At 54.6% G+C, this 25,027-nt stretch carries 19 protein-coding genes; 9 read left to right on the plus strand and 10 right to left on the minus strand.

Annotation, left to right across the window (positions count from 1 at the left end; genetic code table 11):
- Window positions 1-42: 42 nt before the first annotated feature.
- The 5 genes from NO887_RS09675 to NO887_RS09695 all read right to left on the minus strand — a co-directional run bounded on the left by NO887_RS09675 (window position 43) and on the right by NO887_RS09695 (window position 6,268).
- Window positions 43-1,449, minus strand: a complete 1,407-nt coding sequence (locus NO887_RS09675) for an OB-fold nucleic acid binding domain-containing protein (protein WP_256418107.1) — start codon at window positions 1,447-1,449, stop codon at window positions 43-45.
- 115 nt (window positions 1,450-1,564) lie between these two features.
- Window positions 1,565-2,074, minus strand: coding sequence for a DUF8154 family protein (locus NO887_RS09680; RefSeq protein ID WP_256418108.1), 510 nt, complete (start codon window positions 2,072-2,074; stop codon window positions 1,565-1,567).
- Entirely contained in the window at window positions 2,067-2,762 is a 696-nt protein-coding gene (locus NO887_RS09685) for a nucleotidyltransferase domain-containing protein (RefSeq protein WP_256418109.1), read from the minus strand. Before NO887_RS09685 ends, NO887_RS09680 begins: the two co-directional genes overlap by 8 nt.
- 75 nt (window positions 2,763-2,837) lie before the next feature.
- On the minus strand, window positions 2,838-4,064 hold the full coding sequence (locus tag NO887_RS09690; protein WP_256418110.1) for a tyrosine-type recombinase/integrase: 1,227 nt from the start codon (window positions 4,062-4,064) through the stop codon (window positions 2,838-2,840).
- Between the two features lie 431 nt (window positions 4,065-4,495).
- Window positions 4,496-6,268: a transposase gene (locus NO887_RS09695; protein ID WP_256418111.1), complete on the minus strand. Its 1,773-nt coding sequence runs from the start codon at window positions 6,266-6,268 to the stop codon at window positions 4,496-4,498.
- Window positions 6,269-6,330: 62 nt separating this feature from the next.
- Between NO887_RS09695 and NO887_RS09700 the strand changes: the two genes are divergently transcribed.
- The 3 genes from NO887_RS09700 (at window position 6,331) to NO887_RS09710 (ending at window position 7,808) form a co-directional block, all read left to right on the plus strand.
- Window positions 6,331-6,639 carry a DUF7964 domain-containing protein gene (locus tag NO887_RS09700; RefSeq protein WP_256418112.1) on the plus strand — a complete coding sequence of 103 codons (309 nt, stop codon included), beginning with the start codon at window positions 6,331-6,333 and terminating at the stop codon, window positions 6,637-6,639.
- A 341-nt stretch (window positions 6,640-6,980) separates the two neighbouring features.
- Complete coding sequence (locus tag NO887_RS09705) at window positions 6,981-7,433, plus strand: MarR family transcriptional regulator (protein WP_256397188.1); 453 nt, start codon at window positions 6,981-6,983, stop codon at window positions 7,431-7,433.
- A gap of 9 nt (window positions 7,434-7,442) precedes the next feature.
- Entirely contained in the window at window positions 7,443-7,808 is a 366-nt protein-coding gene (locus NO887_RS09710; RefSeq protein ID WP_137708324.1) for a type II toxin-antitoxin system PemK/MazF family toxin, read from the plus strand.
- Between the two features lie 284 nt (window positions 7,809-8,092).
- Here the strand turns inward: NO887_RS09710 and NO887_RS09715 are convergent, their stop codons facing one another.
- From NO887_RS09715 to NO887_RS09735, 5 genes are all read right to left on the minus strand, one after another.
- Window positions 8,093-8,701: a DUF4352 domain-containing protein gene (locus NO887_RS09715; RefSeq protein WP_256397187.1), complete on the minus strand. Its 609-nt coding sequence runs from the start codon at window positions 8,699-8,701 to the stop codon at window positions 8,093-8,095.
- Between the two features lie 160 nt (window positions 8,702-8,861).
- On the minus strand, window positions 8,862-9,305 hold the full coding sequence (locus NO887_RS09720; RefSeq protein ID WP_256397186.1) for a hypothetical protein: 444 nt from the start codon (window positions 9,303-9,305) through the stop codon (window positions 8,862-8,864).
- A 334-nt stretch (window positions 9,306-9,639) separates the two neighbouring features.
- Window positions 9,640-9,831: a hypothetical protein gene (locus NO887_RS09725; RefSeq protein WP_256418113.1), complete on the minus strand. Its 192-nt coding sequence runs from the start codon at window positions 9,829-9,831 to the stop codon at window positions 9,640-9,642.
- On the minus strand, window positions 9,831-10,061 hold the full coding sequence (locus NO887_RS09730; RefSeq protein ID WP_256397184.1) for a hypothetical protein: 231 nt from the start codon (window positions 10,059-10,061) through the stop codon (window positions 9,831-9,833). The genes NO887_RS09725 and NO887_RS09730 overlap by 1 nt, the downstream gene beginning before the upstream one ends.
- A gap of 95 nt (window positions 10,062-10,156) precedes the next feature.
- Complete coding sequence (locus NO887_RS09735) at window positions 10,157-10,753, minus strand: IS6 family transposase (protein WP_256418114.1); 597 nt, start codon at window positions 10,751-10,753, stop codon at window positions 10,157-10,159.
- Between the two features lie 1,597 nt (window positions 10,754-12,350).
- Between NO887_RS09735 and NO887_RS09740 the strand changes: the two genes are divergently transcribed.
- The 6 genes from NO887_RS09740 (at window position 12,351) to NO887_RS09765 (ending at window position 24,998) form a co-directional block, all read left to right on the plus strand.
- The gene (locus NO887_RS09740; RefSeq protein WP_256397182.1) at window positions 12,351-12,578 is read left to right on the plus strand and encodes a hypothetical protein; all 228 of its coding nucleotides are present in this window, start codon (window positions 12,351-12,353) and stop codon (window positions 12,576-12,578) included.
- A gap of 154 nt (window positions 12,579-12,732) precedes the next feature.
- Window positions 12,733-15,870 carry a DUF499 family protein gene (locus NO887_RS09745; RefSeq protein ID WP_256397181.1) on the plus strand — a complete coding sequence of 1,046 codons (3,138 nt, stop codon included), beginning with the start codon at window positions 12,733-12,735 and terminating at the stop codon, window positions 15,868-15,870.
- The gene (locus tag NO887_RS09750) at window positions 15,870-16,511 is read left to right on the plus strand and encodes a DUF7680 family protein (protein WP_256418115.1); all 642 of its coding nucleotides are present in this window, start codon (window positions 15,870-15,872) and stop codon (window positions 16,509-16,511) included. The genes NO887_RS09745 and NO887_RS09750 overlap by 1 nt, the downstream gene beginning before the upstream one ends.
- 220 nt (window positions 16,512-16,731) lie before the next feature.
- Window positions 16,732-19,407 (plus strand): DUF1156 domain-containing protein, encoded by a 2,676-nt coding sequence (locus tag NO887_RS09755; protein WP_321169355.1) that lies wholly within the window; start codon window positions 16,732-16,734, stop codon window positions 19,405-19,407.
- 17 nt (window positions 19,408-19,424) lie between these two features.
- On the plus strand, window positions 19,425-23,375 hold the full coding sequence (locus NO887_RS09760; RefSeq protein ID WP_256418117.1) for a helicase-related protein: 3,951 nt from the start codon (window positions 19,425-19,427) through the stop codon (window positions 23,373-23,375).
- Window positions 23,376-23,726: 351 nt separating this feature from the next.
- Window positions 23,727-24,998 (plus strand): hypothetical protein, encoded by a 1,272-nt coding sequence (locus NO887_RS09765; RefSeq protein ID WP_256397177.1) that lies wholly within the window; start codon window positions 23,727-23,729, stop codon window positions 24,996-24,998.
- Window positions 24,999-25,027: the final 29 nt, after the last annotated feature.

Here is a 25,027-nt window from a genome sequence, read left to right on the forward strand (position 1 = left end):
AAAAACGGTGTGTCCTCAGAGGTAGAGTGGTGGTTCGAGTGGCTAGAAGATCTCTTCGGCGTGGAGCTCTTCATCTTTGACCGCGCCCCGTACGGTGACTTGTTGACCGAGTCGGAGGTCCTCATCAGTCACGACAGTGTGCTGCTCGTCGTTGGCTTCGAGGGTGGCAGTTTCCCCGGTTCCGAGTATGGTCCCGGTGACTTCGATCGTCTCCCCGCCTTCGTCCGTGTCTTCGTCGTGATCGTCTGCTGCCGACTCGTCGTTGTCGTACTCGTTGAGGCCGGTGGCCTGGGAGTTCTTCTCCGTCGGTGCCTCAGTTTCTCGTTTCGGGACGTCGGCCGCCTTCCGGATGATGGTGATACTGGAGTTCCAGTTGGCCGATCCCTCGGTGCCGCCTTCGAACCCTTCCTGAATCGAGAGGTCGGCTAAGAGCAGTTCGTCCCCGTGTTCGATATTTCTGTCAGCCTTGTCGCCCCAGAGAGCGACCCGGAGCGACCCGGTGCCGTCCTCGACGACGATGTTGCGGACCGAGCCCTCCGATCCATCGTCGCGAGTGAAGCTGTCCTTGTCGTAAGCTTCGCTGACGGTCCCAGCGATCGTCACGACCCCGTCGTCGATGTTCTTGATGTCGGTCGTGTTCGGGCGGTACTCGATGATCTCGTCTACCTCTTCAACGGTAGACCAGCTCCCGGCGTGGAGTTCGAGCTTCTCATCTCGCTCGCGAACGTTCACGTTGGAGACTTTGACCGCTTCGCTGATCTCGAAATCGTCGACGACCTCTGCTTTGTCGTCCCACAGTGCGACTTGGATGCGTCCGGTCTCGTCTCCGAGGATGAGGTTTGCGACCTGACCAGTCGATCCATCGTCGCGGTCGAACGTCTTCAGAGGAGTGGTGTCGAGGAGCAGTCCCGTCACGTCGATGCCGGAGAGGTCGGTGTGGAGATCGTCGATCTGGTAGGTGTCGAACGTCCGAATGTCGATCCCGTCATCGGACACTCGCTCGATATCTTTCACGCTGACTTCGAGACCACGATAGCCGTCCTTCGGGTATCCTTTGACTTCGAGGACTTCGCCGGCCTCGAGGTTCTGCGCTGCTGCCTTGGCCATCCCGTCCCACAACGCGAGCGTGACGTGCCCGGTCTCGTCTCCAACCTCAACGTTACAGACCTGTCCCTGGGAAGATTCCCCGTCTTCGTCTTCACGTTCGAAGGTCCGGAGCTGGCCGACTGATGTGACTTTCGCCGTGAATTCGGCGCTGTCCATCGCCGTCGTGAGGCTCTCGATGCTCTCGACTTTTCCCTGATCGAAGTCCTGAGAGACGAGGATGGCGGCGGCGTGTTCGTCGACGAGGCCGCTCATTTCGTCTACCTTGTTCTCGACCAGTTCCTCGAACTCACTGAAGGGGATTTCCGTGTTGAGTTCATCGAATACGTCTCTAACACCACTCATACTAATACTCACTCTGGACTCACCCGGTGGCTAAAAATATACTCCTCAAACCCCCCACCCACCCCCCGAAATAGCATATAGTGATATGCCATATACGGCAAAGACGGATCGCCCGTCAGTTACAGAGACAGACTCCCCCTTCCCGAATCTGGTTCACACTGAATTCGTGGACTGCGAGAGCAAGTTCGGCCATTGCGTCTGCCTGCTCTTCTGTCGGTCTCCCGCCTCCGTAGTAGCTCTCTGTTCGGTTCTCGCTATACAGATCCTCCATGTCTTCTGCCGTTTCTTGGGTGAACAGACCAATCTCGTGTGCGCGTCTGTAACTGAACTCGTGATCTTGGAAGTCCTCAAGATCATCGTCCGACATCGCGAGCGCGTACGCTTCGATGGATCTCTCTATGGTTCCAAAGCTCACCTCGATGATCGCTGTGTAGTAGTCTCCCTCCGTCTGAAGGGTGTTTGTCACCTCAATGAGCCGGCACGCTTTCGTCAGCTGGGTCTTCCAGTCCTCGTCGGCACTAATCCCGTCCTCGAACTCTGCTCGACCACGGCCTATCAGCTCGAAGGCGTCTTGTGCCCGTTCTAGGGCATCGAGGATGTCACCTGGGTCAGACCGCTCACTCATCGCTACCACCCTCCTCGAGAAGGAGCTTTTCGACCGTCTCAAACTGGTTAGTGCTGTAGATCGGGATACCTGAAACAACAATTTCCCGGATGTCGTCGGTATACGTGGGAATCGCTTGGACCGCTTCAACGTCGATGTCGTACGCATACCTGTTGCCGTCGAACTCGGCGTCTTCGAGGTCGCGACCAACAGCGTTCGCCTCCCGCTGGTTTGGGGCTCGTTCGTTCGTCGTGAGCACCCAGAGGTCGATGTCGCTGCGCCGATCGGCTTCGCCACGCGCCACGCTTCCGTACAGGACGATCCCGATGACGCCGTTGAGACGGTCAGTGAGTTCGTCGACGGCGGCCTTCACGGGCTTGTGGAACTCTGGTTGCGGTATTCGGAGGAGCGGGTCGTCCGGCACAGCAAGTCGCTCTCGGTTGATCTGAACGAGCCGCTGGTTGTTATCAGGATGTTCAACCACTAATCCGTTCTTGACGAGGGTGTTGACCGCTCTCCGAACCGTCTGTTGGGAATGGCCAATCTGGTCAGCCACCTCGCGCTGTGAGAACTGCTTGAATCGGTGGTTCGTTAAAAATAGCAAGATGTCGTTCGTTGCCTTGCTTTTGAATAAATCCGCGTCTGAGGCGGGTATTGGAACGGATATGGACACACCCTGTTCGGGGCTCGATTCCGTCTCATGGCTCATGTGCCATGCTACGGCTCACTACTATATAAAGTTTATATGGAAATGCGGGCTGTACTTATGAGCTATCGAATCCAGCTATCCGTCGATGTCTTCGATCGCCTCGGCAGCGGCATCGCCGAGCTCGCCTGCTTCGATGTGCGAGTACCGTTTCCGAACCATCTCCTCGGAGTTGTCTAGATATCGAGCAGCGACCGTGTAGCCGAATGCTCGCACTAGGACTTCTCCCATCCCCCGACGCCCCCCGTGTGGCGCGAGATACTCGTGTTTTGAATGCTCGACGTCTACGTCACTGTCCTCAGTGATCCGTTTCAGCGCACCGCGAGCGCCGTCTGTCGTGATCGAGGGGACGCGGATGTTCTTTGAGAGAGCGAGGAAGATGTCGTAGTCACTGTCCTCACGGAGAGTGGAGATTTCCTCCTCGTCGAGCCCTCTATTCGCCAATTCCTCTTTGACCTGCTTCGAGACAGTCGCGAAGTGGAGGGTTGGAAACACCGCCCACTGGTCAGAGGGAGGATCGAGACGCCGTTTGTAGAGGCGTAGTGGTTCGATAACGGGATCTGGGAGGCTCGCGCTGTCCCATGACTGCTTCTTCCGGTAGACGTCGATACTCCCGTCGCTGAGGCTAACGTCCTCCCAGCGGACTCCTCGACGGCGGGGGTCGCTCCCATCACGGACTAACTCACCAATGCGAATCGCGGTATAGGCGACGAGATAGACAAGTGCGCGATCGCGAGCTGCTCGGAGAGCATCGTAGCGGGCGCGAGCTTTCGCATCGGGATCATCGGCTGGGACTTCTGAAAGCCTCTCGCTCGCCTCGTAGGCGGCGTCGTCGACGTACTGGGTGAGAGCGTGTCGCTGGTCGGATGTCCACGCTTGTTGATCACCGGGTCTCCGGCCGTCGTCATCGGGCAAGGGGGCTGTCGCGCTCGCTCGCTGCGCGAAGTGCGTATCGAGGTACCCTTCGGTGACGCACCAACCACACCACGCTGAGAGGTAAGCGTAGTAGGTCTGGACAGTGTTTTGCTTGAGACCGCGGTCACTCGTCAAGTGACGGGCGTACTCGCGGAACACGGTTTCGGAGAGGTCGTCGAACCTCGGGTCGCGATCGGCGTCGTCGGGGACAATCCCGGTCCACTCATCGGGGCCTCGCTCGCCAGCTGCCCACTCAACGAACCGTTCTAACTCTCGCTTGCTGTTTCGCCGGTAGTGGCCCCCGCTGCTGCCTCGACCCTTCCCGATATCCTGAAAGTAGCGAGTGAACGTCCCGTCAAGGCTGCCCCCAGCTCCTGAGTCACTAAGCATCCCGGATCACCGCCGGGGTAGCTTCTCGGTCGAAATCCGGGGGTAGAGGCCTGTTCTCTTTGGAGATCACGTTTCGTGCTTGTGTGACGGCGTCGGGGTACTTCAAACTACTTCTGATTATCCAAGTAATCATAAGTAGTGCTCTATTCACCAATTCCGGCGAAATCACCCCGCACAGGCTGTGTGAGCTAACAAACACATCTTTTAAAGTGTATTTCGCTATACAGAATATCTCCTCTGGAGTTGCGAATACCATCAATCCTATGCACGGGTCGGCGGCTGAACGCGGCGTGACTAGCGGATCAAGAACCGAGTGACCTACGCTCAGCGGTCACTCACCGGAGTGAGTGGCCAGCTGGTCGCGGTTCGAGCCGGAATTTCAGCTGTCGGGACAGCGATGCCTCTCGGAAGGGGCGAGCACGGAACGAACTCTATATCAATGTGACCAGCCTCCGTCGAAGGAAGCCACGAAACCGCGGGGCGATCACCCGCGGTTTCGTGCGGAACTCGACGATACCGAGCGATCGTTGAACGAGGAGATCGACCAGCAACCACATGTCGTACAGCAGCATCGCGAACCCGAAGTGGAACAACCGCACCCCGTACTCTCGGGAGGTCGTCCACGGGGCGAACTGCTTGATCCCGCCATAGGCATTCTCTATTCCGCCACGGCGAGTGTAGCGTTTGATCCGGCGACGCGTCGACCGACGGTCCAGACGAATCTCGTCGTTCACGTCGAGATTCGTCAGGAACACCTGGGTCTGGTCACGATCCTCGTCCGGCGGGAGGGCGACAAGCGTCGTTTCGGCTCGCTTTCTGACGCCACCGCTGTCTTTGACTGGCCCGTAGATCCCGTACTCGTCTCGGACCGTCACCTGCTTCTGACCGTCCACGTCCTCGTTCATGCGCGCGATGAACCGCTTGATGCGGTCATCGCGCGCGGCTGGGATCACGTAGAACAGGTCCCGTTCTTCGAGCGCGGCAACGACGTCTGTGGCGTGAAACTCTCTATCGGCGAACACCCGACGGATACGCAGGTTTGCCCGCGCTTCGACGATGTCGACGAGTCGGCGGACGACGCCGCCGACTCGATAGGATCTCTCCTCGCCAGCGTACGCGTCCGGGTCGTGATCGTCGGCATCACCGATCGGCAGCATCGCCGCCGTGAACAGGACGTTGTCGCCGACGATGCTCGCTGTCGCAACCTTGTGACACCAGTCGTAGGACTTGTCTTCGGGCGCTCCTTGGACCCGCACGAGTTCCTCCCGCTCGCCGTAGTACGCGATGTAGGTCATGTCGATTGCGAGCATCGCTGGCTGTTCGAACTCGACGTAGGGCTTGGCCCGCGTCAAGACGCGGGCCGCGCCCCGGTTGATCATCTCCGTGATTTCTTCGATGTCCAGGGTTTTGATCGCCTCCAGCAGCGTTTCACCGGTCGGACCGTCCGCGAAGAACGGGTCGTCGAGGTCCGGGTCTGGATTGACGTAATCGCCGTAGGTTTCGGCACCGCCGTTGGCGGCGGTGCCTGTAACCCCGAGGAGGGTCTCCAAGAGGAGTAACTCCTTGTCGGCGTAGATCGCGTCCTCGGAGCGGTCAAAGTCGAACGCCGGGAACACGACCGTGGTGAGTTCATCCAGCACTTCGCGGGTCTTGCCACGGATCAGCCGGTTGACCGTGCGCTTCGAGGAGCCAGTTGGCTCCGTCGAAGCGCTGTCCTGGTTGGGCGCTCCAATCGGACTGCCGCGACGAGCAGCAAGCGTCCGAATCTGGCGACAACTCACCTCGATCGTCCGTTCTATCTCCCCGAATCGGTTGTTTCGTGCTCGCGAGAGAGTACTTTGGTCTGGAACATCTTCTGGGTCAAACCCAAGTATTGCGGCCGTGTCTGGATCCGTTTCGAGCGTCCGATGCACGGCGGCATCGGACGCGTCGGTGAGTTCTGCCAATAATATTGCCCGAAGCATCGGTTCGAACGGTTTGGCGTCGTGCCACTCTGGGTAGGGGTCGTCTCGTGCATACGTCGTGAGGTCGAGGTGGCCGACCACCTCGACCGCTGTCGTTGTCTCATCGAGAATTTCATCCGCTTGCTGTGTCAGTATCCCCCACCCACCAGACAAGGGATCAACATCTGCAAGTCTGTCATCTGTCTGTGGGTCGGCGCTGCCCTTGGCAGCTCCGACCCCATTTGAGTCGTCGTGGACCATCTCTGTGGACAGATCGTCTCACAGAACGGGAAGATTAAGCGAAGACGAGCAGGAGTACAGGTATGGAAGACGATCCCCCAGTCATGGAGTCACTCCCGAAGCAACCGCTCACGGAAGCCAACATCAAAGAAATCGGTGAGAGCGATGCAGTGGTCGGTGCAATGTCGTTCCCGGGTGAACAGGAAGTCCGTGGCTTCGTCCTCGAACACGAGGACTCATTCACCGTCCTCGTGTTCGATCATCGGACAGAAACCTGGCGCAAGCTGAATCAGTACGATAAAGACGAGATCTCTGTGCAAACAGCCATACAATGGGCTGTCGACGACCGTACAGAGTGGTTTGCGGACACTGGCCGTCTCTCCGAACTGTAGGGTTTATGATCGGATCTTCTCATTGTATCGCGAGTCGGGGTCGCTGACCCCGACCCGCTCACGTGGCCTTCGCGAGTGGTTCTCTGGGAACGGGCTCGATCCAATCCCGTGCATAGATTCTGTCGTTCGCAACTCCAGTCTCCTCGATTTTTTTCACAGATTCGGCGTTTGGATTTCTACAAACCACCAACCAGACGACAGATGGTGCGTCTCGCAATTGGCCTGATTGCCAACAGGCGCTTCGGAGGATGCCGTACAGCGTGGTTGATTCTCAGCGTCTCACCTTCCCAAACAGTTATCACCTACAATCGCCTACAGTCAACTACAAAGAGGCTTCCACCATGCCTGTCGACCTTCGAACTCACGACCCATCCGACGACGTCCATATCAACCCGCGTACGAACAAGGCTGCTATTATCCGCGTCCTCTATACGAATCCCAACTACGGGTTCACCCCCTCTGAGATCCACAACCGACTTGATGACATCCCAAAGGGAAGTATCACGGGCACGCTCACCCGTCTTCTCAACGACGGCGACATCGGCAAGACCGCTGACGGCTACTACCACGCCCTCAAGGGCCGTGATGACCTCCGGCGATTCGCCCGCGGCCTCGTTCAAGTCCAGGCTCTTACCGACCGCTACGACGATGACTTCACTCCTGACGATATCGAACAAACGGACGACCACCCCACGAGCGACGCACACTCCGAGACCAGACAGCACAGCGGTGCCGATGAAGAACCTGTACCCGAAGACTGGATTGAGAGCGTCGACGACTCCGAGCAGGCGTAGCGACTTGATATGACATGGTATTTTCAGGGCAGTCTCGTCTTTGCGGTTGACCCGACGGGAGCTCATACGAACCCACGGCCTGTCGTTGTTATCTCAGATGCTGACCGGCCCTACCTGGAAGAGGAAGCAACTGTTGTTTGTCTCGGCACGAAGGCCGACGAGCGGTACAAGCACTCAACGCCTGTTCTCCCGAACGATGTCATCAACAATGCCCACCTCAAGAAGACTACGTACGTCCTCCCGTGGGCGATCTACACGATCTCTCTCTCCAGTATAGACGATACTCTTCCACGGGGACGACTCACCGACGAAGGTATGGACCTCATCTCAGACGCTGTCGACAATATGATTCGACCGTGTCCGCCGTCAACGTGAAAAGCCGTATCGTCTACCTGACATTTATCGTGGATTTCGGGGAGAAACGTCGAGTGAATTACATATCTATTCACCAGTTCTGTTACCAGCTCTTCCTTAGAACAGTCTCTAAGTTCTTTTGACATAGCAAATAATTAATGTATCTTTATTGGTAATAGTCTTTTCGTCGGTTGAGAGATTTTGCGAAATTTGAGGCGAGTTTGGAGGGTCGAGGGGTAGGGTAGATGGGTCTATTCGGCGTTGAGTTTCAGAAAATACAGGATAATCCGAAACGCCTACTCTATCTATACATCGCCAAGAGGGACGTAGTGAGTGTCTGAATTAGAGAATATACCTGCGGGTTGTGCCGCAAATCGGTATGTGCCAGAAGGAACGTCAAAAATCACAGAGCGTGTGACCGACAAGCCCGGCTGTAGCTGATCGAACGAAATCGGTTCTGCTGATATCCGGCTGTCTTGGTCAGCGTAAATACCTGCTTCTGTGTCTGCATCGAATGTTCGATCCTCTCCATCAATCACCTTCAGAAAGTTTGTGGTGATGTCCAGAGACTCGTCACCGACATTCTCCATGTCTAAGTTGACCACGAGGAAGATCCCGTCAGGAGTAGACCCAAGATCAGGGCCAGAGCCAATGTAGTCTTCAATAGTTGAATAATCATTCACGGTATATTGAATTTCCTGCGCTCCGTCGCCAACAGTGAATGTTTCTCCTATATCGTGTGTGAGTGTCTGTTGCTCATCTCCACCATCACTCCCTCCATCGCTCCCGTCATTATTACCATCGTTACTGCCTCCATCACTTCCTCCATCATCTGTGCCACCATCTCCAGAACATCCTGCTAAGGCGCTAATCCCAACCACACCGGAGGTGACGATGAATTGTCTTCTGTCCATATGCCAGTTGAGTGAGCATAGGTATAAAAAGATAGGGCATACCTAATCCGATTGTTATCTACTCCAGTTATTCACACTCGAACGATATCACAAACAGATGACGGAGGAAGAACAGCTTGCACTTCTCCTCTATAATTGCTCTCGCCTATTGGAATAGGATCTACTCCTCGTCCTCCTCCTCTCTCATCTCTCGTAGTTTCTTTTTTAGTTCGATCTCGTCTTCCATGTCATCAGGTGAGGTGTAGAATACATCCCCATCGACGTTTGCGAGGACAGTGCCGTTGTTCTCCTCGATTATAGTCTGATCAATCTCATTGATAAAGATCATCTTGTTATTGACCTGCCGTATCCCAATGTTAGAATCATCTCGTTCCTGCAAGAGTTTATAGATGTTAATGAGGGTGTTGAGGCTACTAACAAGTAGAATTCCTACAGAGACATCGAAGGTTGACAGAGATTTTCGTTTGAATTGACCGCCGTACTCAATCTCGTCTTCTGCATCGAGTTCCTTTGCTAGGTCTTCGATTAGTTCGATTTTCTCCTCTTCAGACAGCTCTCCAGCTCCTTTGAGTAACCATTCGACTTTGTATTGTTCTTTCGTCATATGCTACGTTGTGCGCTATCGCATTTAAACCTCCAGATGGATTGAACTGTTCTACCTCAAAAATTCAATCTGTAGATAGTAGTCGTCAGACAGCCCCTTGGATCCAGTCTACGACGTTTTCAATACCGTATGCACCAACCGAGACCGAGAATGCAAAGACCAGAAAAACAAACGCAACGAACAGGAATTCTACTCCATAGCTCACCCAATTTTCGGCGATTGATCTTCCCGATTGTATCGTTGAATGCGTCTCTCACATCATCTTCATCGGACGTGATCCTATACACATATGGATCAGATTGAGAACCACTTTTTTTGACGAGATGATCAGCATTCACAGCGGCTTTTCAGCTCTTCGTGTTAGATAATCCTCCTTATCCTCGCCCACCATCACCAACGAAACATCGTCTCCTCTATCAAGCGCCTTCAGGTTCTGCCTGTATTGTCTTCTAATATCTCGTCTGAACTTCCGAGCTTGGGCAAAGTCAGGATATACCTTCTTTAGAAAATCGACAATAGAACTCATCAGGTCGAGGCCACGTATATATTAGATTCTGCTTTCACATGAACCGCATATTCTCCGTCAGTCTCTGAATAAGCATCTTTGACCCATTCATGATCTAAAACTTCCTCAACAGTAAGCCCAGCACTCGATATAGATACCTCTACTGTGTAATCTCCGTTCGGATGAGGGCTTTTACGCTTGGTTTCAAATTCAGATTCAATTCGAGCCTCGATACGCTCCTCTGTAGACATATCTGCCGTTTATTTGTAGTGTCTCATAATGGTTTGCCTATCTACTACCCTCGTGTTCAGATAAGCTGATTCCATGCGAAGGCAAAAGATCTGAGCTACTCGTTTGCTGTTTCTGCTTCGGCGTTGCTGAAACAGTTTGAGAAACTGGTAGTTCTACGTTTTACTTCACGAAAGACACGTTCAATGCTGTTCCGATTTCCATGTCGTTCGTATTTGAAATTGAGATCATGTTTTTCACAAGCTCGATGAAGTGGAACCGCACCATCAACGAGAAAGATCGCATCGTCCACATCGTGTTTGTCGCGGAGTTCCGCAAAAAACTGATCGGCGATCACGTTCGTTCTTGTCGGCTCAAGCCTTGTATGTAGTAAATCGTTCGAGTCGGGATCGACGGCAGCATACAGCCAATACTGTTCATCGTTAAGCTGAATCACAGTCTCGTCAACCGCGACGTGATTCGGGCTCCGATCTGATTCCGGCTGTAAATCGGCCTTATGAACCCAGTTATGAACGGTGGATCGAACCCGATCAACACCGAAAACCTCAAGAAACGAAACAGTATTCGAAAGCGATAATCCAGCCAAATGGAGCTGAATACTGAGCTTCATCAACAGCCGCGGTGTTGCTTCTCGCTCCACAAACTCTAAGTTGATCTTGTCCAAACAGCCGCTGAGGCGGTCGTTTTCGGGCATGACCACTTTGAAAACGCACCGCCTCACTTTTCAAACCTTATCTGAACACCGTCTCTACTACTCCAACCGATCTTACATACCTACCCTACCCACCCCCCACTCCAATGCGGTCGTGCGGGCGGGCGTGAACAGACCAAGCTCCTTACCATACTCAACTCTCTAAAATCGCTGTTTGAAGGGGTCGGAATATAGCCCATATAGAGGGTGTTTTCGGGTCGTTTTCCCGAAACCCCATCCAGAACCTATAGAGAACGCCTGAGAGTACAAAATCAAGGTGGAAAAGAGATTTTGAACGGCGAAAACCCGCTAACCCTTCGTCGTCTATTGATCTTCGTTTTCTTCCTTCGCTTCTCGTTGAGCTGTCTCACGGAGGAATTCAATCATCTTCTCTTCATTTTCCTCAACTCGTTCTGCTTGACCCGAATCGTCGTGGATAGCGCAGAACCCGTGTTCATTCAATCCATTCTGATTCTTACAACGCTCTCCATTATCCTTCTCAAAGAGGCATTGGCCCCAGAAATCGTCCCAATCTACGTCCTCAGTCTGGTCGTCCAGATCCCACTCCTATTCTGATTCTTCTAGAGTGTCGTACTCCCAATCCGTCTGAGGGATCTGAGATAGAACTTTCTTCGGGTCGTCTGTATCAGCGCCTTCGTAGATTTTTGCAGTCTTCTCACTCTCTTTATAGACGAGATCGGATAGCATACGAACGTCCTTATGAACGTCCCGTGCGTCCTCTCTATGCGATATGAGGATAAGATCATCCGTCTTTAGTTAAGTCTGATAGTAATATTTCTCTGTAGTATTATGCTCAGAAGTATTGAGAAGTACTAATCGAACGAGTTGGACAGCGTATCCATCGAAACCAAGCGATGAAGCAACCTAGAAACGAGGTTTTCTTACCGTAGCGAGGGTAAATGGGTAGAATTCGAGCGGAAACTGTGCTAGAATAGTATTACTGAGAGTATTAACTAAAGACCGATGCTACTCCTCTACGACCCACAGATCTACAGGTTCAAAAGCAACTCCCGGAGACAGGTCCTGATCAAAGACCTGACGTCGTCGACCAGATCAATCTAACCCAGTTCCACAACGCAGAGAACGCCGTAATATCCAGTTCCAGCAGCGAGGACTACATTCGAGGCCTACACAGCAGAATCGACGAAGTACGCCGGAGAGAAGAAATCACAATGCCTCTTGAAACAGAATCTATGGAAACCGTAGAGGTAGAAAAGACTCCGGCCTACCAAGCACCAAAAATCTCTCCTGACATACCCGGCTGTACCACCATGACCCATCTCCGGTACGACAAAAGGCGTCCCAGCTGCCAGGTACCAAAAGGCCGGAACCTGGCCCGCCGGATTTTCAACGAGGTCGGATTCCCTGACGCAGCACTCATCTACGCAATCAGATTCTTCGAAGAACAACTGGAACTATAGGTGGCATACTGAGTATATGAGAGCTCGATAATCCGGTCAACAACGCTGTACTCCTCGTCTAAGATTTCTGGGGACATCAGCAGCTAAGTCACTGTTACTGGTTCTGGTTTAGACTAAGTAAAGGTTATAAGGCCACCATTACGTAATATATGTATCAAATGACTCAGAAAACAATCGGACAGAATACCGGCCAATCAGGCCGTGTGAATCTGTCTGGTCCTGAACTTGCTCAATTCGATGCTGACGTCGGCGATCCAATAAAGATAGATGTCGCTGAGTCGAAGGGAATTGCTAAAGCCATCATAGAGAATAGTGTCGAAGAAGAATTCGTTATTGTTTCCAAACCAGTCAATATATCATCATCTACGGGGGAAATAAATGAGTAGCGAGTATCCCTCTCTGTTCGACAGTTGCCAACCTCGCGAGGATGTGCTCGACGGTTCTCTTCAGGAGGAACAGTTTGCTGCAAAACTATCTACCGTTGTTCACAACCCCGATAATGCTGCCCCTGTCTACCGCGATTCCGGCTCTTTCTATGATATGACCTACCCCACAGAGGGGCTGCAAACACTCCTTTCAAACCTCACCGGGCGGTTTCTTGCGACGACAGAGTACGATCCCGGTTCATACACCTCGAGTATTCTTTGTCTTGACACACGCTTCGGCGGTGGGAAAACACACGACTTGATTGCTGCCTACCACCTCGCGGAAAACCCGAGCACGATCAAGAATCTCTCACACTATCTTTTGGATGGCGACGATACACTTGCGTCCAACTACCAGGACGCAGTTGCTGATAATCTCGATATTGCGACCGGCGTTTTCATCGGGACGAAAGCCGACAGCAAAGATGCTCGCCACGCTGACGACGATCCGAATGCTCCAAACACCCGTACAATGTGGGGCGAACTGGCCTACCAGCTCTACGGTCTTGATGGCTACGAGTTTGTCAAAGACTACGATCAAGACCAGGCTGCTCCTGGTGAAGGTACTCTTTCAAAGCTCTTCGCTCAATATGACCAGCCGGCGCTGATCCTGATCGACGAGATTGCTGACTACATGAACAAGGCCGCCGGCATGCCTGTCGGCGATAAAACGCTTGCCGATCAGACGCTTTCGTTTGTGATGGCGCTGCTTGAAGCAGCTTCCGAATCGGATAACGTGACGGTCGTCTACTCTATCGCAGATACAGCATTCGGCGAGCAGGCCGACCGGGTTCGGGACAGCGTTAATGACCACATCGAGGAGGTCAACGAGATTGGTCGCCGACAACACAAGACAATCACCCCCACGGGTGAAAATGAGATCGGTAAAGTGCTACAACACCGGCTGTTTACTGAGGTTCCAGACGATACTTCTCGTGAAGCCGCTGACACCTACTTCCAGTTCTACGACCAGGAAGATCGTCAATATCCACAGGAAGCAACTGACGCCGGCTACGTAGATGTCCTTGCACGTGAGTACCCCTTCCACCCCTCACTGATTAATGCGCTCACGGACAAGATCGATACAATCCCCCGGTTTCAGCGTACTCGTGATGCCCTCCGCTTGCTTGCGCGAGCTGTCTACTATCTCTGGAATCACCAACCGGAGAGTTATGACCGTCACTGGATTCGGATTTACGACCTTACAGTCGCCGATGACGATCCCGGTGGTGGGGTTCAGACGATTCTTCGTGAGCGGCTCTTTGACTTTGTCGATCTTGGCCCTGCAGTCACTGCCGACATCTACGACGATGACGGGACTGCTCACGCCCAACTTGAGGACCGCAAATGGACCGAAAACGGTCTTCCACCGCTCGGCACTCACCTGACAACGACGGTTCTCTGGCACAGTCTCGCGTATGGTGAGCAGGCAGCCGGCCTGACACACGCCGACTTGAACCTCGCCATCGGCCACCCGGACCTGAACTTCGACGACTACGATGCCGCACTATCTGCGCTCCGGGGCGACGACATGGACGTCGCGTGTTATTTCCTCTACGAGGAAGAGCGAATCCGGTTCAAGCAAGAACCAAACCTGATTCGAATCATCGATCAGCGGATAGAGTCCACTCCAGAAGCGACCGCACATTCGCGTTTCGAGAACCGTCTCACTTCGAAGGAGATTGGGGACGGTGGCTTCCAGCCAGTCGTGTTCCCCGAATCGCCGGCGGACTTACCTGATACACCCGACACACCGAAACTCGCGGTTATGCATCCGGACACCGCTGCTGTCGAGGATGGTGGTGATACGCCGCCAAGCCGTGTGACCCAGCTTTACGAGCAGCAAGCCGCGAAACACGAGGGGGAGACAGAGACGCGTATCTACAAAAACTACGCCCTGTTCCTCGCTCCTGACGCTGACCGGATGGATGCAGCGATCGATGAGGCTCGGCGTCTCGAAGCAATTGAGGCCTTACTTGATAGTCCTGAGCAGAAGGCCGACCTCTCGTCGGAGCAAATCGAGGAGCTCCGAGAGCGAAGCGACGAGGCACAGCTGATGCTTGGGGAGCTCGTACGGAACGTCTATCGTCACCTCTACTACCCAGACCGGAACGGGCTAACTCACATCACCATCGGCGCGACCGAATCTAACGGCGGGACGACGTTGGTCGATGCTGTTCAGACAACGCTCGAAGATAAGATCGTGAAACGCGACGCCGGTGCTCGTGGATCCGCGCACGTTCAACAGAAACTCTGGCAACAGACTCAGGACGTTATGTCCACCGACGCGCTGGTCAACCAGTACGCGAAGAAGCCCGGACTGGACTACCTCTTCAGCACGAAACCGATTCGCGAGACTGTCTCCACCCTCGTTAGTGATCACGGGTACGCCTATTGGGATGGCGAGTCCGGAACTGCGTACTGGGCCGGGACAACAGAGCCTAAGGCGTGGCCACACCCCGAACCGTTCGTGGATTCCCCCGATGTTGAGACATCGATTCGGGACAGCAACGTCCAGATCGGGAGTGCCTTCGTCGTCTACCGAGATATCGACGCGCTTGTCGACGACCATCTCGACGAAATCGACCGACCAGAACAGACGGTCGCTACCTGTGCTGAATGTGGGACGGAGATTGAAAACCCAGAAGGTACCGAACCCCACTACTGTGAGGAACACCAGTCTGATACGACCTGTAGTTCCTGCGGCAAAGAGGTCGCTAGCGAGCAGTTGCTGGACGAACGCGGTCGCTGCCAGGAGTGCCAGCCCGACGAGTCCTGGGACGCGAGCAAGAAGATGATGTCTGCCTCACGGGCGTTCTCGGAAGTCCGGCGTGATGCGGAATCGAAGGCCGGGACGGACCGGACGCCACTACTTGAAGAGGTGACTATCCAGGTCGGCGGGGATGATCCCTTCCAGGCGGCCAAGTTCGTCAGTCAGCGCCCTGGATTCAAAGCCCGTGAAGACGCGGTGACGGTTCGAATGGAGTACGAAACCCGGACTGACGACGGAACGTACAGCGCCGAATTCACAGGGTCACCGAGCCGATTCCGGGACGTGATCGACCAGCCCGGCTCGTTCGGCGATGATCGAGAAACAATCCAGTTCCGCTTCCAGTTCGACGAGCCCGAACCGATCACCGACGCGGGCGATGACCTCCTCGCTGGCCTCGATAATGACCTCGATGCGGGCAACATCGACGTCCGGGTCGAGGGTCGTGGCCCGATTCGGGCGAGTTCGGAGGTGACGGTCTGATGGCGAGCCGCGGATCGGATTTTGCGACCTCACCTGCTGAGGGAACAGAGGAGGATCGGTTGGTCCGCTACGGAACGAGTATGTTCGGTGGTCGCCCAACGTTCACGCTCGTCCGCCGAGAGACAGACAGTGGAGGCGAGTGGACGCTCCACGAACTACTCCCTCGCGAGCAGGCCGAAGCCCGCCGTGATCGCTTGGAGCGGGATGGTCGTTCGCTGAGTATCACTCCAGTCGAGGATCTCGTCTCGGACATCGCTGGCGACGACCTCCTTTCCAAGCTCGATGGTTGGACGTGGGATGAGTGGGCCGGCGCAAAGGTCGCACGGCTTGACCCGACCCGCGTCCGTGCGCTCCAGGACGTCGTCCGGGAAGCGATCGAGGGCACGCCAGGAGATTCATCAGAAGTTCTCACCGGGGGGGCTGGATTCGTGTTCCTACCCGAGACGGCAGGCGTGCGGCTTGCTGTTGCCTTCCGTGGCGTGAAGCCGATCCAACGTATCGACCGGATGCGGTCGCTGGCTCGAGGTGTTGCACGGATGAGCGATGAGGAGTGTTACTACTGGTACGCAAAGTGTCGGTCTCCGTCGAGTCCGAACGGTGAAAAGGCACTTCGAGTGTTGCTGACGGACCACATCAAGTGATCTAACTATGAGTCAAAACCCGGAAAGTCAGGATAGCGATTCGGAGCTGAAGCGTGTCGCAATTGAGGGGAACCTTCCCCTGAAGGCGGTTGGTATCGAGAATCTGAAAGAGGCCAATCCTTACTTTATGCCTCCGCATCGGTACCTTCACCCGTGGTTTGCTCGCCGCCCGACTCCCGCTTCTAGACTCGCTATTCTTTCGTCTGTACTCCCTCCAGAAGTGGACGCCAACACGCTGCTTGATTGGATGCAGATCAAGCCCCGTGACGACATTGACGTCGATATTGAAGAGTACGTGGCAGAAAAGAAGCGTACTGAAGATGACCGAGATGGAAACTTAGAGGACCACTACGGGTATCCTCGCCCGTACACTCGGACACCGACAACAGATGAGAAAGCGGAGATGCACGAGTTACTTCGGGAACATTGGGATGGAGAGCTACCCACTGTCTTAGATCCGACTGCTGGCGGTGGCGTCATTCCGTTTGAATCTCTTCGCTACGGCCTGCCGACAGCAGCAAACGAACTTAACCCCGTCCCGACTGTGATGCTCAAGGTTCTTCTTGAGTATGCGCCAAGCGTTGGTTCTCTCCAGAGTGAACTCAATCGGTGGGGTGACCGAATTGATGAACTTGCTGAGGAGGAGCTTGAACCTTATTTCCCAAGCGAAGGTGAGCGTCAGACCCCTTCTCACTATGCATGTACTTACACGGTAGACTGCCCGGAGTGTGGGTGCGATATCCCTATGGCAAAGAAATGGTGGCTACAGAAACGTTCCTCCTCAAAGGGGGTCGCAGCACGTCCTTCTGTATCTGAGGATGGGACTGAGATTGAGTACGAAGTCGTTAGGCTACCGGATGATGTTACGAAATCTGAGTACAACCCGCAGGATGGCCCTCATACTCGTAGTGGTGCAGAGTGCCTGAATTGTGGAATCGTGATGGAGTCGGATGCCATACAAGAGAGGATTCGGAATTCCGAATTTAGATACGAAATCTATGGAGTGAAATATGAGAAATCATCTGGTGGAACCGCTTGGCGAGCACCGACCGAAGCAGACTACGAAGCACAATCAAAAGCTGCAGACCGTATTGAATCAGACTTCGAGTTGAGTACACTCCTAGACGTTAAGCGATATATCGGTGATGAGGATAGAGCAGGTCCTTACGGTGTTACGAAGTGGAGAGATGCATTCACTCCAAGACAGCTTGTTACCCAATATGAGTATCTCCAAGCGTACAAGCAGTGTCAGGAGGAGATACTCAACCAGTATGATGAATTGAAAGGTGAGGCGGTCCTCACAATACTGTCTTTGGTAGCTAGCAAAGTCATCGATAGAAATACGCGATTCTCCCCTCTAGACACAAGTAACGGTCTTCTGGGCGATGCTTTAGGCGGGAAGCACTTCACTCTCCAATGGGCGTTTGTGGAGAACAATCCAGCAGCAGGCAACCAAGATCATCAAGATCATCTTGACCGTGTCCGAGATTCCTACGAGGAAATCGCGACGTATCTAGAGGATGAGGATGCTGATGATGTTCAGGTTTCTCAGAGAGACGCAGCAGATCTGCCTATAGACTCTGATTCTATCCAAGCCATCATTATCGACCCGCCTTACTATGACAGCATCATCTATTCGGAAATGTCTGACATGAGCTACGTCTGGCTCAAAGAGTATCTCCAAGATATCCATCCGGAGGTATTCTCTGACGATCTTACTGACAAAGGCCAGGAGGCGGTCGCTAATGTAGCCGAATACGAGGAGGTCGCTTCGGACTCCAAATCTAAGTCCGAATTAGCTGCCGAGGACTACGAGAACAAGATGGCAGAGATTTTCCAAGAACTCTACCGTGTTCTTGAGCCCGGCGGAGTAATGACCGTCATGTTCACCCACAAGGAATCTAGTGCGTGGGATACACTCACAAAATCGCTGATCCGGTCTGGCTTCACAATCACATCTACCCATCCAATCACCAGCGAGATGCCCCAGCGGACCGACACCCGTGGTGGAGGTTCAGCTGATAGTACACTGCTGCTCACAGGGAGAAAGCCGCACGAAAGCAAGACGGAATCTGAAAAGGTCCCCACCCTGTGGAGCGATGTTCGTGCTGAGACTCGCGAAGTAGCGAAAGAGGCTGCGAGAGATTTGCTAGATGCTGGCCTCTCTCTGACGAAAACAGACGTCATTATTTCCGCTTTCGGACCGACACTGCAGGTCTACGCAGATGCGTACCCTGTGGTTGACGACCAGGACAACGAAATTCCTCCCCGTCGAGCCTTAGAAGAAGCACGCGAAGCTGTTACGCGAGTCCTCGTCGAGGAATACCTTGAAGGCGAACGACTGGATGACCTGGATGACATTACAGAGTGGTATATTCTCTCCTGGCTGGTTCACGAGTCCGATACTTTCCATTACGATGATGGTCACCAGCTGGGCCTCGGAGTTGGCGTTGATATCGACGATATCAAACGCTCTACGAAAATCTGGGGGAAGAAACGTGGTGATATTCAGCTGAAGACCCACGAGGACCGCGTTCAGGATATCACACTCCCACCCGAGGAGAGATCCAACCGGACGCCGGTTGACCCCGAAGCGCTGTCCTACACTATTGCCCTTGACGCGGTTCACGCAGCTATGCACGTTTACGAGAAACAGGGCGAGGACGTCACGATCGATTGGCTCAGAGAACGTAACTTCGACACCGACGCGGGGTTCAAGGCGACGTTGAAAGCTCTCCTCCAAGTTCTTCCCCAGAACAGTTCGGAATGGGTGGCTGCTCGCGACCTCGCCATTGGTCGGACCCACGACGCTCTCGGTCTCGAGTTCACTCCCACCGATTTTACTGACCCTTCAGAAGACACACTCGAACAAAGCGAACTCGGTGACCACGCTTAACTCGAAACCCTTCCAGCATGACTAATCTACGTGAACGCGAGTGGCAGTCCATCTACGAGAGCAAACCCGAGCAGGGACGAGCCCACTTAGTCAAGGACTTCTACGAGCCCGCACTGGAACGCAGCCAGCAGTACGACCGGATTGCGGGCTACTTCTCCAGTACAGCACTTGCGGCTGCTGCTAACGGTGTTCACGCTCTCGTCGAGAACGATGGCGAAATGCGGCTCATCGTCGGCACCGAACTCTACGAGTCGGATCGACCGGTCCTTGAGACACTCACCGACCGCCTCGAAGAGAACCTCGAGGACCTTGATGATGAACGCCTGGATGCGAACCTCCGCATCCTGGCGCGTCTCCTCCGGGAAGGCCGAATCCACATCAAGGTCGCCTATCCTCGCTCTCCATCTCACGATTGGGAGATTTTCCACCCGAAAGTCGGACTCTTCCACGATAGCGATGGAAACACGATTTCGTTCGAGGGAAGCGTCAACGAGACCGTCGGCGGCTGGGCTCGCAACTACGAGCGATTCAAAGTTCATCGGTCGTGGGTGCCAGAGCAGGCAGACTACGTCGACGGTGACGAGGAGACCTTCGAGCGGCTGTGGAGTGATGAACACCCCTTCGTCGAAGTGTATGACCTACCCGAGGCGATCGAAGAGGACATCATCGACTGGAAAGCCCCAGACACCGAGAGCGATCTTCAGGAAGCGATTCAGATCGCGAACGGTACAGCTCCGCCGACGGAGCGCGACAAAGCGAACATCATTCAGGATGGACCGCTCTCGCCTGGTGGGCTCGCACTGGCCGAGGAGGCCAGTACGATCACTCCGTGGCCTCATCAACGAGTCGTCTCGGACACACTCGTCAACACGTATCCACAGAGCTTCTTGCTGTGTGACGAGGTGGGACTCGGGAAGACGATCGAGGCCGGCCTTACACTCTCTCGGCTTGGGCTCACTAGCGAGCTTGAAACCGGACTGTTGCTGGTTCCGGCGAGTCTGCAGCGGCAGTGGCAGGAAGAGCTCTGGGAGAAGTTCAACATCAACGCCGTCCGGTTTGACCGGGACACAGCGGGCGATCACGTATTCCGGGACGTCCGCGGTCGCGACCACTATCCACCATCGGCAACGGATCTTGACCTCACTGGGGAGCGCGAATGGGCGGACAGCCCCATCTGGCGGTTCCTCTACGAACAACAGTCGACTGATGCCGACGCATCGTCGCCGCTGGATGGACCGACGGTCGTCATTATGTCTTGGCACACGGCTCGTCTTGACGACCGGTGGGATCAGGTCGCTCCCTTAGACCGGGTATCCGACCGGTCTCGGAACGTCATCCCGGCAAGCTGTCGCGGACGCGACCACGATACGGAAGACCGGATGGGCGTGTGGGACGCCGTCATCGTCGACGAGGCACACAACGCCCGGCGTGGCAGTAATTTCTACGCTCTTCTCGAACAGCTTCGCGATTATACGCACGCCTACTACCTCTTGACGGCCACCCCTATGCAATTGCACTCTGGCGAACTCTACGACCTGATGCAGATGCTGGATCTTCCGGGTGGTTGGGATAACCGGGATACTTTCATGGAGTTCTTCGAAACTCGAGACGGGCTGTCGCAGGCCCTCAACGAGGTTCTCGACAACCCTAGTTCAGAGTCCGACGAAGCACAGGTTTCCTGGGACACGCAAGCCACGCTCGATGGACTGGAACACCAAGACCGGCTCCCGACGGACCGACCATTCTCCTCAAAAGTCTTCCAGCACCTTGCAGACGAACTCGAGATCAATGAGGACAGACAGGACCGAGCCATTGCCAAAGAGCGTGTGCTGACCGCGTGCCGGCTCGCACGAGCCTATGGAGACGCCTACGACGGTTATCTCGACCATGTCGACGACGTGATGGCAGATTATGACATCGACCGCTTCGAGGCGAGCGAGGATACGAAACTCAAACGACTCCTCTATCCTGAAGACGCCGACGAGTGGTTGATGGCGTCCCGCAGCGACCGACAGGACGCACTTGACGAACTTTCCCCGAGCGGTTGGCGAGTCATCCGCGATGTTCTCGCAGAGTCCACGCCCGTCGACGCGCTCATCCATCGGAATACACGGGATACACTCCGAAAGTACGAGGCGGTCGGACTCCTCGATACGACCGTTCCGAACCGGAATCCCGAACAACGGAAAATCGAACTCACCGAGGAGACACGGGCAGTCTACGACCAGATCGACGAGTACACACGTGAGTTCTACAAGCGAGCCCAACAGACTGACGAAGCCCAGACACGCGCCATCGGGTTCGTGATGACCACGTATCGACAGCGACTCACGTCGAGTGTCTATGCGATCAGTCAGAGCCTGAAACACCGGCTTGAGACACTCCGGGCGCAACGAACCGTGCTTGCCGGTCGGGAGCGCGCTCGTGACCGGGACTATGGTGATGCGGAGCAGGTCGTCCTCGAAACGCTACAAGACGCTGATCTCGACGACGGGGACGTTCTGGATGAACTCGACGCTAGTAGCGACGACCTGGACCTCTCTGAACTCATCCCGAGCGTGACTGAAGAAGGGAAACAGCTTATCGAGGAAGAAATCGAGGCTCTGGAAGCGTTCGTCAACGACTTAGACTTGGTTGATACAGACCCGAAGATTCAGCAGCTGTACAACGACCTTGACGAGTTGGACCGGGCTGGTCACAACCGGGTGATTGTCTTCACGCAGTACGCGGACACAATGGACTTCATCCGGGATAGTCTCGCAGACCTTCTTGGAGCGACAATCGCGACGTACTCTGGTCGTGGCGGCGAGCTGTACGATCCCGATTCTGAAACGTGGCAACACGTCGGGAAAGAGCGCGTGAAGCGTGAATTCTCACGTGATGATGGGCAGGTCGATATCCTCGTCTGTACCGACTCCGCGAGTGAGGGGCTAAACCTCCAGGAGTGTGGGGCGCTCATCAATTACGACCTGCCGTGGAACCCGATGCGGGTAGAACAGCGTATCGGTCGGATTGACCGTATCGGCCAACGGTTCGACGAGATCCGTATTCTCAACTACAGCTACGAGGATACGGTTGAGACGGACATCTATGATCGCCTTGACGACCGGATTGGCCTCTTCGAAAACGTCGTCGGTGAGATGCAACCCATACTCTCCGGCGTCAGCCAACAGATCCGGGATGCGACGTTGAACGCCGACAGCGCTGACGACCAGACTGCGGTTGAATCAGCTGACCGTGAGTTCTCCGAAGAGCTCGAAGAACGCGATCAGGGCGACCGCGTCGATGTCGGAGAGTCACTCGAGGACGTCGACGACCTCGTCGCTCAGGACGTCGTCGACGAAGCAAAACTTGATGCGTGGGAATCCTACAACCACCCGGATCTCGTCGACGTCGGCGAGGAGGAATACGAGTATCAGCCGCCGTTCGAGACGCCGAGCCTCCAGTCAGTGTTGGTCGATAACGACGCGCTTGCTGAGGCCGGTGTCGAATTCACTCCGGTTCACGACATCGACTTCGAGTACGATGACGGGGACTTCGACTTTGCGGACAGTACATATCGCCTCTCAGTAGGCAACGCACCGATTGAGGTTCCAGCTGGAGATGGGGAACAGACGATTGCACAGGCAATTGCGACTGCTGCTGATGAAGTAGCGGTGACGTTCTCAGCTGTGTGTGCTGATGAGTTCCCATCGGTTCAGCACCTTGCGCCAGGTCATCCACTTCTCGGACAGCTCCTCACAGTGCTACTGGATGAAACTGAGGAGCCGTCGCGATTCCAAGAGCGAATCGTGACTCGACCCGATCAAGATCAGGAGCCAGTAGTGTGTGCGTGGGGGCGGGACGGTGTGTTCACCCGGATTGCAGTTAGTGGGACAGTAACTGAAAACGGACCGATGGATTCTCTTCCGGCGTGGTGTGATCAATTCCTCGATAACCGCGAGAAGTCAACAAAGCAGCCACAGTAGCTGGGTAGTTTTGTAAGCATGGACTCTCCAGATGAACTAATAGATCCCAAACACTGCTCTTGAAGCAAATCTCCGCGGTATCGGAGACGGTGCCAGACTGGAACAGTTAGCTGTTGACTTGCTTGGTCGAGAAGGATACGAGGTTGATCCTACTGGCGTGAGGGGCCGGACGGCGGGCGTGATGTACTTCTTTAGCGTAGGGGCTTGACACGATTTCCAGTACAATCGAAGAATTCACAGGGGGGATTGATTCGGGGACGTAACCAGTCACAGGGCAGTACCGCCGTCCAGAAGCGCGTCAGGGCATCATAATTTACGATACTACAGCACACACTCAGTCGTAGACACGAGATGTTCAGTGATGCGATCGGAGAGAGAACAATCGATATTACCGGGCACGACGAGTTCAATACAATCCGTGTGACGCTTACTGAGGATGGGTCGATCGTTGGTGCAGTCACAGAGATAAACGATGTCGGCGGGATGGAACTGCTTCAAAAACTTGTGAACGAGGAGTCACAATCAACGTTCGACGTAACCGGAACTGACCGGGAAACCGGTGGGCATGTAACAATCAGTGACGGGTACATTACAACGAACATTCGTGAACAACACGGAACTGAAGACGATAAAATCGGGTTCCGAGCCGGGGCCGTCACGACAAGTACCGCGCCTGACGAGACAATAATCCTCGACAGTCCCGTCACTATCCAGTTCGACATGCTGAACTTCGATCCGCCGACCGCGTACGTCCCGCTCAGCAACGACGCACCGCTCCTTGAACGCGAAGATTTCGAAATCCACGCAAACGAACTCCCGGACACTGACGGCCGAATCGAGGAAATCAAAGAATGGCGACGCCCGCTCCGCACCGGGAAACTACGCATCACGCAGCAAGTTAATGGCCCGCCCGATCGGCAAGTCAGTCACGCAACTTCCACACTCGAACCAGTCACGTGGCTCCTCGCATTCACACAAGGTGTTCTACCAGCGCCAGTCAAAGCCACGATCACGGCCGTGAACGGCACGGAACCTGACTGGCAGTACGAAAAATGGGTTGGATCATGGCGGACGGACATCGGATCCGCATTCGCCGGCCGGAGTATCAGTAGAGCAAACGATCCGTACGCTTTTCTCGACCACGCGTACGACCAGTTCGTACGCCGTGAAGAAGAGTACAAGTACCGGCGGTGCTTATCGTGGTACCTTGACGCGTTACTGAAGAACCGGACTGTAAACGCGAAAACCGCATCAATCGCAGCAGGAATCGAATCGCTCGCTCGGCGGTACGCAGCGTACAGTGACGAAGTCGGGAGTGGCACGGACGAGGTTATCGATAATCTTGCTGATGAACTTAGTGTACCAGTTAACGACCTCGCAGATTTCTCAACCGGATTCGAAGAATCAGGAGAGGGGAGTAACGCGTACTTCTATGTCGGGACACGGAACGCTGTCGTCCATAATGACCGGGTGAATGTTCCGTTCGACGACTTATTCACAGGTTACGAAGCAGCTCTCACGATGTTACGACGCGTGATCTTCCACGAATTCACACGTGAAGACGAACGGGACCAGTACACAGGACTGAACGATCTTGAACCACGCGACAACCGGTTCGATTAACACAAACCCAGTGTTGAATCCGGGTATGT

The organism is Halorubrum laminariae (assembly GCF_024494655.1).
Lineage (GTDB): Archaea > Halobacteriota > Halobacteria > Halobacteriales > Haloferacaceae > Halorubrum > Halorubrum laminariae.